This is a genomic window from Streptomyces sp. CLV115, assembly GCF_038448545.1.
Taxonomy (GTDB): domain Bacteria; phylum Actinomycetota; class Actinomycetes; order Streptomycetales; family Streptomycetaceae; genus Streptomyces; species Streptomyces sanglieri.
Window position 1 is genome coordinate 1 of record NZ_JBCEWQ010000225.1, and the last position, 10,208, is coordinate 10,208.

At 72.5% G+C, this 10,208-nt stretch carries 12 protein-coding genes and 1 pseudogene; 7 read left to right on the forward strand and 6 right to left on the reverse strand.

Annotated elements, in window-relative coordinates; genetic code table 11:
• Positions 1 to 46 precede the first annotated feature (46 nt).
• The 5 genes from ectB to AADR41_RS39165 all read left to right on the forward strand — a co-directional run bounded on the left by ectB (position 47) and on the right by AADR41_RS39165 (position 4,112).
• Positions 47 to 1,315: a diaminobutyrate--2-oxoglutarate transaminase gene (gene ectB / locus AADR41_RS39145; protein ID WP_342286996.1), complete on the forward strand. Its 1,269-nt coding sequence runs from the start codon at positions 47 to 49 to the stop codon at positions 1,313 to 1,315.
• A 114-nt stretch (positions 1,316 to 1,429) separates the two neighbouring features.
• Positions 1,430 to 1,828 (forward strand): ectoine synthase, encoded by a 399-nt coding sequence (locus AADR41_RS39150; protein WP_342286998.1) that lies wholly within the window; start codon positions 1,430 to 1,432, stop codon positions 1,826 to 1,828.
• A gap of 3 nt (positions 1,829 to 1,831) precedes the next feature.
• Positions 1,832 to 2,725 carry an ectoine hydroxylase gene (gene thpD / locus AADR41_RS39155; protein ID WP_342287000.1) on the forward strand — a complete coding sequence of 298 codons (894 nt, stop codon included), beginning with the start codon at positions 1,832 to 1,834 and terminating at the stop codon, positions 2,723 to 2,725.
• 67 nt (positions 2,726 to 2,792) lie between these two features.
• Positions 2,793 to 3,818 (forward strand): VOC family protein, encoded by a 1,026-nt coding sequence (locus AADR41_RS39160; RefSeq protein WP_342287001.1) that lies wholly within the window; start codon positions 2,793 to 2,795, stop codon positions 3,816 to 3,818.
• A gap of 57 nt (positions 3,819 to 3,875) precedes the next feature.
• Entirely contained in the window at positions 3,876 to 4,112 is a 237-nt protein-coding gene (locus tag AADR41_RS39165; RefSeq protein ID WP_342287002.1) for a hypothetical protein, read from the forward strand.
• Here AADR41_RS39165 and AADR41_RS39170 read toward each other — a convergent pair.
• Positions 4,109 to 5,185, reverse strand: a complete 1,077-nt coding sequence (locus tag AADR41_RS39170; protein WP_342287003.1) for an alkene reductase — start codon at positions 5,183 to 5,185, stop codon at positions 4,109 to 4,111. The two genes, AADR41_RS39165 and AADR41_RS39170, sit on opposite strands and share 4 nt — an antisense overlap.
• Positions 5,186 to 5,336: 151 nt before the next feature.
• On the opposite strand from AADR41_RS39170, the gene AADR41_RS39175 reads away from it, so the two are divergent.
• Complete coding sequence (locus AADR41_RS39175) at positions 5,337 to 5,846, forward strand: MarR family winged helix-turn-helix transcriptional regulator (protein WP_342287004.1); 510 nt, start codon at positions 5,337 to 5,339, stop codon at positions 5,844 to 5,846.
• A gap of 19 nt (positions 5,847 to 5,865) precedes the next feature.
• On the opposite strand, the gene AADR41_RS39180 is transcribed toward AADR41_RS39175, so the two are convergent.
• On the reverse strand, positions 5,866 to 6,927 hold the full coding sequence (locus AADR41_RS39180) for an aminotransferase class V-fold PLP-dependent enzyme (protein ID WP_342287005.1): 1,062 nt from the start codon (positions 6,925 to 6,927) through the stop codon (positions 5,866 to 5,868).
• 182 nt (positions 6,928 to 7,109) lie between these two features.
• On the reverse strand, positions 7,110 to 7,829 hold the full coding sequence (locus AADR41_RS39185) for a DsbA family oxidoreductase (RefSeq protein WP_342287010.1): 720 nt from the start codon (positions 7,827 to 7,829) through the stop codon (positions 7,110 to 7,112).
• Between the two features lie 336 nt (positions 7,830 to 8,165).
• Here AADR41_RS39185 and AADR41_RS39190 point away from each other — a divergent pair, with 336 nt between their 5' ends.
• A complete protein-coding gene (locus tag AADR41_RS39190) occupies positions 8,166 to 8,288 on the forward strand; it encodes a hypothetical protein (RefSeq protein WP_342287006.1) in 123 nt (40 codons plus the stop codon).
• A 175-nt stretch (positions 8,289 to 8,463) separates the two neighbouring features.
• Here AADR41_RS39190 and AADR41_RS39195 read toward each other — a convergent pair whose 3' ends face one another.
• The 3 genes and pseudogenes from AADR41_RS39195 to AADR41_RS39205 all read right to left on the reverse strand — a co-directional run.
• Positions 8,464 to 8,982, reverse strand: a complete 519-nt coding sequence (locus AADR41_RS39195) for a hypothetical protein (protein WP_342287007.1) — start codon at positions 8,980 to 8,982, stop codon at positions 8,464 to 8,466.
• Entirely contained in the window at positions 8,982 to 9,593 is a 612-nt protein-coding gene (locus AADR41_RS39200) for a DUF1349 domain-containing protein (protein WP_342287008.1), read from the reverse strand. Before AADR41_RS39200 ends, AADR41_RS39195 begins: the two co-directional genes overlap by 1 nt.
• Positions 9,590 to 10,208, reverse strand: a pseudogene (locus tag AADR41_RS39205) (aldehyde dehydrogenase (NADP(+))); the annotation flags it as partial. The pseudogene AADR41_RS39205 and the gene AADR41_RS39200, both read right to left, overlap by 4 nt.

A 10,208-nucleotide genomic window follows, 5' to 3' on the forward strand; every position in this document is an offset into this window, starting at 1 on the left:
CGCCCGCACCGCCCGGCCCCACCCCCCTCTGAGCAGGAGATCCCCTGTGACCATCACCCCGCCCGCGCTGAGTGTCTTCGAGACCCTGGAGTCGGAGGTACGGAGTTACTGCCGCGGCTGGCCCGCCGTGTTCGACCGTGCGCAGGGCGCCCGGCTGACCGACGAGGACGGCCACGGCTACCTCGACTTCTTCGCGGGCGCGGGGTCGCTCAACTACGGCCACAACAACCCGGTGCTGAAACGCGCGCTGATCGACTACATCGAGCGCGACGGCATCACCCACGGCCTGGACATGGCCACCACGGCCAAGCGCACCTTCCTGGAGTCCTTCCAGAACAACGTGCTGCGCCCGCGCGATCTCCCGTACAAGGTGATGTTCCCCGGCCCGACCGGCACCAACGCGGTCGAGGCGGCGCTGAAGCTGGCCCGCAAGGTGAAGGGGCGCGAGTCCATCGTGTCGTTCACCAACGCCTTCCACGGCATGTCGCTCGGCTCGCTCGCCGTCACCGGCAACGCCTTCAAGCGGGCCGGCGCCGGCATCCCGCTCGTGCACGGCACCCCGATGCCGTTCGACAACTACCTCGACGGCCAGGTGCCCGACTTCCTCTGGTTCGAACGGCTCCTGGAGGACCAGGGCTCCGGACTCAACAAGCCCGCCGCCGTGATCGTCGAGACCGTCCAGGGCGAGGGCGGCATCAATGTGGCGCGCCCCGAGTGGCTGCGGGCGCTGGCCGATCTGTGCCACCGCCGCGACATGCTCCTGATCGTCGACGACATCCAGATGGGCTGCGGACGCACCGGGTCGTTCTTCTCGTTCGAGGAGGCCGGGATCGTCCCCGACATCGTGACCCTGTCGAAGTCCATCAGCGGATACGGACTGCCCATGTCCCTCTGCCTGTTCAACCCGGAGCTGGACATCTGGGGGCCGGGCGAGCACAACGGCACCTTCCGCGGCAACAACCCGGCGTTCGTCACGGCCGCCGCCGCGCTGGACGCCTACTGGGCGGACGGCCAGATGGAGAAGCAGACCCTGGCCCGGGGCGAGCAGGTCGAGCAGGCGCTGCTCGCGATCTGCGACGAGCACACCGCTCTCGGCGCGCGGTACCGGGGCCGGGGCCTGGTCTGGGGAGTGGAGTTCACGGACGAGGCACGCGCCGCCGCGATCTGCGCCCGCGCCTTCGAGCTGGGGCTGCTGGTGGAGACCTCCGGCCCGCGCAGCGAGGTCGTGAAGCTGCTGCCGCCGCTGATCGCCACCCCCGACGAACTGGACGAGGGCCTGCGCACGCTGGCCCGCGCGGTCCGCGACACCGCCTGACCACCCGGCCCGCCCGCCGGGGCGGGCCCCGACGAGAAACCGCACAGCGGAAGTCCTGCGCCGTGGTGCACACCACGGCGCAGGACACCGCAGAGAGAAAGGCACCGACCCACCGTGATCGTCCGATCGTTCAGTGACATCGAGAACACCGACCGGCATGTGAAGGCCGCTTCCGGCACCTGGGAGAGCAAGCGCATCGTGCTCGCCCGGGAGAAGGTGGGCTTCTCGCTCCACGAGACCACGATGTACGCGGGCACCGAGACCTCGATGTGGTACGCGAACCACATCGAGGCCGTCCTGTGCGTCGAGGGCGAGGCCGAGCTCACGGACGACGAGACCGGCGAGAAGTACCGGATCACCCCGGGCACGATGTACCTGCTGGACGGACACGAGCGGCACACCATGCGCCCGAAGACCGATTTCCGCTGCGTCTGTGTCTTCAACCCGCCGGTCACCGGGCGGGAGGAACACGACGAGAGCGGCGTCTACCCGCTGCTGACCGAGGAGGGCTGAACCATGACCACCGATGTACGCGCCGACCTGTATCCCACACGCGGTACGGCCGAGATGACCACCCCCCGCCAGGACCCGGTGATCTGGTCCCCGCCCGGCGCCCCCGGCCCGGTGGCGGTGCAGGACCTCCAGGGCTTCGAGCGCGACGGTTTCCTCACCGTCGACCAGCTCATCACCCCCGACGAGGTCGCCGTCTACCACTGCGAACTGGACCGGCTGATCGCCGATCCGGCGGTGCGGGCCGACGAGCGCTCGATCATCGAGCCGAAGTCGCAGAAGGTGCGGTCGGTCTTCGAGGTCCACCGGATCAGTGAGGTCTTCGCCCGGCTGGTCGCCGACGAACGGGTGGTGGGCCGGGCCCGGCAGATCCTCGGTTCGGACGTGTACGTCCACCAGTCCCGGATCAACGTCAAGCCGGGCTTCGGCGCCTCGGGGTTCTACTGGCACTCGGACTTCGAGACCTGGCACGCCGAGGACGGGCTGCCGAACATGCGGGCGGTGTCCGTGTCGATCGCGCTGACCGAGAACCACGACACCAACGGCGGGCTGATGATCATGCCCGGTTCGCACAAGTCGTTCCTCGGGTGCGCGGGCGAGACGCCCAGGGACAACTACAAGAAGTCGCTGAAGATGCAGGACGCCGGAACCCCGTCCGACGAGGCCCTGACGAAGATGGCCGACCGGCACGGCATCAAGCTCTTCACGGGCAGGGCGGGTTCGGCGACCTGGTTCGACTGCAACTGCATGCACGGCTCGGGCGACAACATCACCCCGTACCCGCGCAGCAATGTCTTCATCGTCTTCAACAGCGTGGACAACGCCGCCGGGGAACCGTTCGCGGCGCCGGCGCGGCGCCCGGAGTTCATCGGGGCGAGGGACTTCACCCCGGTGCGCTGAGGTGACCCGCCCCGCGGGCCCCGAAATCGCTGGACCGGCACGACGGCCGACGGCGAAGGTAGGGCCCATGACCTCACTCGTACGGCACATCACCATCGACTGCTCCGATCCCTACGGGCTCGCCCGCTTCTGGTCCGGGGTACTGGACACCCCGGTGTCCGACCAGGACGCCCCCGGCGATCCCGAGGCGCTCCTCGAAGCCCCCGGTGCCGCGCTGCTCTTCATCCGGGTGCCGGAGCGCAAGGGCGGCAAGAACCGTGTCCACCTGGACATCCAGCCGCAGGACCGGAGCCGGGACGAGGAGGTCGAGCGGCTGCTCGGTCTGGGCGCCACTCTCGTCGCCGACCACCGCAGGCCCGACGGGCGGGGCTGGGCGACGCTCGGCGACCCCGAGGGCAACGAGTTCTGCGTCGAGTGCGGTGCGGCGGAGCGGGCGGCCCTGACCGGGGCCCGGCTGCCGGTCACGGCGGACGACGTGACCACCGCGGTACGTCTCGCGATCGACGCGCTCCGGGAGTGCCCGCAGGACGGCTGGGACGCCCCGGCGGGGACGCTGGAGTGGACCCGCTGGGAGACCGCCGAGCATCTGAGCGACGATCTCTTCTCCTACGCGGCCCAGCTGGGTCTGCAACAGCCCCCGCTGGACGCGTACGTCCCGTTCCGCTGGAGCGCCGACCGCGAGGGCGGTCCGGCGAACGCCGTCTTCGCGGACCGGTCGGCCGGAACCGCGGGGCTCCTGCGGACGTTGGAGGCGTGCGGCGCGCTGCTCGCCTCGATGGTGCGGACGGCCCCGCCCGGGCTCCGCGCGTACCACTCCTACGGGGTGTCCGACCCGGAGGGCTTCGCCGCGATGGGGGTCGTGGAGACCCTGCTGCACGCGCACGACATCACCGCGGGCCCGGGCGGCGGCTGGACCCCGCCCGCCGGTATCTGCGACCGGGTGCTGGCCCGGCTGTTCCCGGACGCCCCGAAGGACGCCGACCGGTGGGCCGTACTGCTCTGGGCCACCGGCCGCGCCGAGCTGCCCGGCCACCCGCGCGTCACCTCGTGGAAGTGGCGCAGCGCCCCGCTGGACGAGCCCGGCCGGGAATAGCCCGGGGCGGCGGGCCCGGCGGGCGGCCCGGTCCGGGGTGTTACGAGAAGCGGTGCCGTGAAGCATCAGCAGATCCTGGACGGCCCGGCCGCCCGTGGGCTCGTCCGGGCGATGGACGAGGAACTCGCCCGCTGGGTGAAACACCGGATGAGCCCCCCGGGCCGGAGGCACGCCGAGGTCGAGCAGGACGTGGTCCCTCCGGTCCTGCTGAGGTGGCGCTGCCTGTTCGACGCCGGGGACGTCGGCCCGGAGACGCAGGAGGACGTGCGCGGGCTCTTCGAGGGCAGGGGCTAGGACCGCGCGTCGTCCAGCGCCGGGTAGTCGACGTACCCCTTCGCGCCCCCGCCGAAGAACGTCGACGGGTCCGGGGTGTTGAACGGGCCGCCGGCCTTCAGCCGGGCCGGCAGGTCCGGGTTGGCTATGAACAGGGCGCCGTACGCGACGATGTCGGCGAGCCCGTCGTCGACCACCGAGTGGTCGTCCGGGCCGGTCGGGCCGTCCGTCAGCGCGCTGAGGACGAAGGTGCCGGAGAACTGCTTGCGCAGCGCGAGGGTCAGTTCGCGGATCCGCACCGCCTCCAGGACGTGCAGATAGGCGAGGCCGAGCGGCTCCGTCTCCCGTACCAGCGCGGTGTAGACGGCGTCCGGCGCGGGCTCGTCGATGTCGTTGTACGGGTTCCCGGGCGAGATCCGCAGCCCGGTCCGCTCCGCGCCGATCTCGGCGGCGACGGCCTTGACCACCTCGACGGCGAACCGGATGCGGGCCTCGTCCGAGCCGCCCCACTCGTCGTCGCGCAGGTTGGTGTTGGGGGCGAGGAACTGGTGGATGAGATAGCCGTTGGCGCCGTGCAGTTCGACCCCGTCGAAGCCGGCGTCGATCGCGTTGCGGGCGGCCGCCGCGAAGTCGGCGACGGTCTGCCGGACCTCGTCGCCGGTCAGCTCGCGCGGGGTGGTGAAGTCCACCAGGCCGGTGCCGGTGAAGAGCTGTCCGGCGGGCCTGACCGCTGACGCGCCGACCGGGGTCAGGCCGTCCGGCAGCAGGTCCGGGTGGCCGATCCGGCCGGCGTGCATCAGCTGGGCGAAGATCCGGCCGCCCGCCGCGTGCACCGCGTCGGTGACCTTGCGCCAGGACGTGACCTGCTCCGCGCTGTGCAGCCCGGGGGTGGAGGGGTAGCCCTGGCCCACCGCCGACGGCTGGACGCCCTCCGTGATGATGAGGCCCGCCGAGGCGCGCTGTGCGTAGTACCGGGCGACGAGATCCGTGGCGATGCCGCCCTCACCGGCCCGGCTGCGGGTCATCGGAGCCATCGCGATGCGGTTGGCGAGCCTGGTGCCGGAAAGGTCGATCGGGTCGAATGCGGTGGTCATGAGGACTCCCGGACTATTTATGTGGTCGGCCAATTATCTGCGCCGGCGCCACTGTAGCCCATTACTTGGCCGACCAATGTAAACTGGACGGAAAGCCGCCGGAGCCCGGCATCCGAGCCGGGGCCGTAGCGTCGTCCCGAGGAGTCACCCCATGAAGGCCGAGCCCGCCGGACCCGCAGACCCCGCCTGTCCGGGCCTGCCGAGCGCGGCCCTCGGCGGCCCCGTCAGCCATGCGCTGGCCCGGGTCGCCCGGCTGCACCGGATCGCCGCGGGCAAGCTGCTCAAGCGGCTCGGGCTCTATCCGGGCCAGGAGTTCCTGATGATGTGCCTGTGGGATGCCGGTGCGATGCGCCAGGCCGAGCTGATCAAGGCCGTCGACCTCGACCCCTCCACCGTCACCAAGATGCTCCAGCGCCTCGAACAGACCGGGCATGTGCGCCGCCGCCCCGACCCGGACGACCGGCGGGCCGTCCTGGTCGAGGCCACCGACGACAGCTGCGCGCTGCACTCCGACGTGCGGCGGGCCTGGACGGACCTGGAGGACCACACCCTCGCCGGTCTCGAACCCGCCGAACGCGAGGAGCTGATCCGGCTGCTCGCCAAGGTCGAGGCGAACCTCTGCCGGGAGGCCGGGGCCGGGGACTGCCCCGGCCCCTGCTGACCCGCTCCGGCGGGTGCGGTCAGCGGGCGAGCACGTCCAGCACCCGGTCCACATCCGCCTGCGTGTTGTACAGGTGGAAGGCGGCGCGCAGGCTGCCCGCCCGGTTCGCGACCACCACCCCGGCCCGCGCGAGCTCCGGCTCCCGCGCGCCCAGTCCGGGCACGGCCACGATCGCCGACTCCCCCGGCACCGCCTCGTGCCCGAGCCCGGCCAGCCCGGCCCGCATGCGGGCGGCGAGCCCGGTCGCGTGGGTGTGCACGGCGTCCACACCGACCTCGTTCAGCAGCGCGAGGGACTGCTCGGCACCGTGGTACGAGAGGAAGGCAGGCGGTTCGTCGTAGCGGCGCGCGGTCCCGGAGAGCTGCCCGACCGGACCGTACGTGCTGTTCCAGGGGTCGGCGGCGGCGTACATGCCGGCGAAGAGCGGCGGCAGGGTCCGCTGCGCCTCCTCGGTGACGGTGAGGAACGACGCACCGCGCGGGGAGAGCAGGAACTTGAACCCGCCGGTGACGGTGTAGTCGTACTCCCCGGCGTCCAGCGGCAGCCAGCCGGCCGACTGGGTGGTGTCGAGCAGCGTCCGGGCACCATGGGCACCGGCCGCCGCCCGCACCGCCTTCAGATCGGCGATCCGCCCGTTGGACGACTGAACGGAGGACAGGGCGACGAGCGCGGTGTCCGGCCCCACCGCGTCGGCCAGCCGGTCCAGCGGGGCGTACCGCATCCTGAGGTCGCCGCGGACCGCGAAGGGACTGACGACGGAGCTGAACTCGCCCTCGGGCGCCAGGACTTCGGCCCCCGGCGGCAGCGCGGCGGCGACCAGCCCGACATGCACGGAGACCGAGCTGCCGACGGCGACCCGGTCGGCGTCGACCCCGGACAGCCGGGCGAAGCCGGACCGGGCCGCCTCCACCGCCTCGAAGTCGCCGGAATCGGCCCGGCCTCCCGAGCCGATCGCCTCGGCGAGCGCCCGCACGGCCGCCACGGTCCGCCGGGGCAGCAGCCCGCAGGTGGAGGTGTTGAGGTAGGTCGTCCCCGGTGCGAACTCGGCGTCCACCGCACTGCTGAGCGAAGTAGTCTCCATGCGCCCAGCCTGGGGCCCCCTCACCTCGCGGTCAATCACGAAAAGTTGAGGGGAACACCCGAGCACCGCTTGTGCATGGCCCCGGGCCGGCGCTGTTCCACGCAGGGCACCGTGTTGCGCAGGGTGCCGTTTCGCGCAGGGCGCCGGGACGGCGCCGTTTGCGCACGGCCCGGGTACGGGCCTCAGGCGTTGCCGCCGGCCTGCGGGACCTCGCAGGCGCCGTCGGCGTCGCACGCCGCCGCGTCGCCGCCGATCGCGGTGAGCGGACGGTCCTTCCACGCCTGCTCCAGCGCCTGGGCGAAGACCTCGGCGGGCTGGCCGCCGGAGATGCCGTAACGCCGGTCGAGCACGAAGAACGGCACCGCGTTGGCGCCCAGCTCGGACGCCTCCCGCTCGTCGGCCCGCACCTCGGCCGCGTATGCCTCGGGGTCGGCGAGAACGGCGCGCGCCTCGTCGGCGTCGAGCCCGGCCTCGACGGCCAGCTCGACCAGCACGCCGCCGTCGTAGACGGACCGCTCCTCGGCGAAGTTCGCCCGGTAAGCAAGGCCGAGCAACTCGTCCTGGCGGCCTCGGGCCTTGGCCAGGTGGAGCAGCCGGTGGATGTCGAAGGTGTTGCCGTGGTCACGGCCCTCGGTGAGGTAGCCGAGCCCCTCGGCCTGCGCGTTGGCCGCGACGTTCGCCTCCATGGCCTGCGCCTCTTCGCGGGTGCGCCCGTACTTCTGCGCCAGCATGTCGACGACCTGCGCGGTGTCCCCCTTGGCGCGGCCGGGGTCGAGCTCGAAGGACCGGTGCACGACCTCGACCTGGTCGCGGTGGGCGAATCCCGCCAGGCCCTTCTCGAAGCGGGCCTTCCCGATGTAGCACCAGGGGCAGGCTATGTCGCTCCAGATCTCGACGCGCATGTCTCTTCTTCTCTCCGTGTCCTCGTACGTACCGCTGTTCTCGTACGTACCGCTGTTCTCGTACGTACCAGGGGCGGAGCCGTCCTCCGCTCCCGTCGACAACGCGGGAGCGGACTTCCACATTCCCCGCCCGGCGGACACCCTGCGTCAGGTGCGTCGGCGCCACCACTGGTGGGGGTCGTCACAGCCGCGTAGGATCCGGTCGGTCTTGAGAGGGACCTGTCACTCCTGCCCCGGGCGCGGCGACCACGAGGAAGCTCTCGACGCCTTCGACTCGCCCGATCCACGGCGTAGTTCGGGCAGAATCTGCCACACATCCCATAGGAGAACCCAGTCGTGAAGTCAGCGCTCCCGACCATCATCGTCGTGTTCTTCCTCGTCGCGCTGGCGGCATGGATCATCTCCGCCGCGGTGGGCGGCCGGAAGAACAACAACGACGGCGGCGGAAACGGCAGCTGACCCCTTGGGACGGTGCCCCGTGCGGTGAGCCGGGTACGCGCTGTCCGCGATGCGGGCGCGGAGCCGGATCGCTCCGGACGGGCCGCGGGAGATCGCCGGGCCGTTGCATCCAACGGACCGGGCCCGGGCCGGGCCCGGCGCGTGCCGGCTGCCCGGCCCGTGGCTCTCCCCGCTGTCACTCCCCGTCGTCGTCGAGCTCGACGATCGGCCGGTCGGCGACCACCGCGACCAGGATCATCGGCGCGTCGCCGTCGCACTGGTTGAGGGAGACCGCGACCCACCGGCCGTCCACCGGTCCCCAGACCCTCAGGTCCCCGAGGCAGTCCGTGTCGCACAGCGCCCGGTACAGCGGGGGCAGGGGCTCTCCCGCGAGGTCGCGGAAGACCGGCACCTGCATGCCCGCCGTCCGGTGGGCGCCCCACCTGCGGTCCAGCTCGCCCACCAGATCGGCGAGATGTCCGGTGGCGGCCTCCTCGGCCTCCTCCCACTCGCGCTCGTACACACCCACGAGGTCGTCGCTCTCCCAGAGCGGCACGATCCGGAAGCCCTCGCCGGCGGTCGCGGACCACTCCCCGGTGTCCGGCTCCCCCTCGCCGGCCGTCGGGCCCGTGGCGGGCACGGGACCGGCGAGCAGCGCCTCGATGTCGGACACCGCGCGGCCGGTCTCGAACGTCTCCCCCGCCCGGGCGGTCATCAGCTTCCGTCCCGCAGGTCGTCCGGACCCGTCGTGCGGAACGCGATCCGGTCGAAGGACGCCTCGCAGCCCTCGCCCGTCGGTGACTGGACCAGGAAGCCGACCGAGGCGTCGGACGCGCGCTCCGGGTCGCCCAGGGCGAAGACGCGGACGAAGGTCCACTTCTCGCCGTCGGCGGAGGCGTGGAAGGCGAACGCGTCGCCCGTGCGGCTCAGGCGCAGCCAGCAGCTGCCGGCGTCCACGGTGAAGGAGTTGACGTCGTCGGAGCGGCCCCGGGTGACGACCGTGCAGACGGTGGGGCGGTCCGGGGAGAGCTCCAGGCAGAGCTTGGCCCACTCCCGTTCCCCGACGTGCAGGTAGAGCACCCCGGCGTCGAAGGCGGCCGCGAAGCCGACCCGGACCCGGGCGATCAGCTGGAAGTCGCCCCGGGGCGCGGCACCGAGCAGCCGGGGGGCGTCGCTCGCGGGGTCGAGACAGGCGCCGCCCGGCGGTACGAACCGGTCCTGGCGGGCGCCCGCCCTGCCGGTCAGTACGCCGTCCTCGTACGTCCAGCCGCCCTCGGGCCCGAACGGGCTGAGCTCGAAAGGGAGTTCGGGCAGGTGCGGGGTCATGCGCGGCGGCCGTCCACCCGGCGGGGAAGGCCCTGGGGGTTGTCCTCGCGCAGCTCCGGCGGGAGCAGGGCCTCGGGGGTGGTCTGGTAGGTGACCGGGCGCAGCCAGCGTTCGACCGCGGTGGCGCCGACCGAGGTGGAGGTGGAGGTGGTGGCCGGGTAGGGGCCGCCGTGGTGCTGGGCGGGGGCGACGGCGACGCCGGTCGGCCAGCCGTTGACGAGGACCCGGCCGGCCAGCGGGGTGAGGGCCGCGAGCAGTCCGGGGGCGTCGGCGTCGGCGCCGTCCGTGGCGGTCTGGAGGGTGGCGGTGAGGTTGCCGGGGAGCCGGGAGAGCACGGCGGTGACCTCGTCGTGCGAGGTGTATCGGGCGACCACGGTGACCGGGCCGAAGCACTCATCCAGGAGCTCGTCGTGCGGGCCCTCGGCGGCGAGCAGCCGCGCCGGGACGGTGAGGAAGCCGGCCGAGACGGTGTGGTCGCCGCCCGCGCCGGGGGTGACCGGGGCCTGGACGCCGGGGAGTTCGGCCCGGGTCCGTACGCCCGCGAGGAAGGCGTCGCGCATCCGGTGGTCGAGCAGGACCGCGGCCTCGGTGTCGCTGACCGCGGCGGTCAGCGAC

Coding starts and splice junctions, on each gene's coding strand:
- AADR41_RS39200 (WP_342287008.1), bottom strand. CDS start 9,593: ATGACCCCGCACCTGCCCGAACTCCCTTTCGAGCTCAGCCCGTTCGGG.
- AADR41_RS39180 (WP_342287005.1), bottom strand. CDS start 6,927: ATGGAGACTACTTCGCTCAGCAGTGCGGTGGACGCCGAGTTCGCACCG.
- thpD (WP_342287000.1), top strand. CDS start 1,832: ATGACCACCGATGTACGCGCCGACCTGTATCCCACACGCGGTACGGCC.
- AADR41_RS39175 (WP_342287004.1), top strand. CDS start 5,337: ATGAAGGCCGAGCCCGCCGGACCCGCAGACCCCGCCTGTCCGGGCCTG.
- AADR41_RS39160 (WP_342287001.1), top strand. CDS start 2,793: ATGACCTCACTCGTACGGCACATCACCATCGACTGCTCCGATCCCTAC.
- AADR41_RS39170 (WP_342287003.1), bottom strand. CDS start 5,185: ATGACCACCGCATTCGACCCGATCGACCTTTCCGGCACCAGGCTCGCC.
- AADR41_RS39195 (WP_342287007.1), bottom strand. CDS start 8,982: ATGACCGCCCGGGCGGGGGAGACGTTCGAGACCGGCCGCGCGGTGTCC.
- AADR41_RS39185 (WP_342287010.1), bottom strand. CDS start 7,829: ATGCGCGTCGAGATCTGGAGCGACATAGCCTGCCCCTGGTGCTACATC.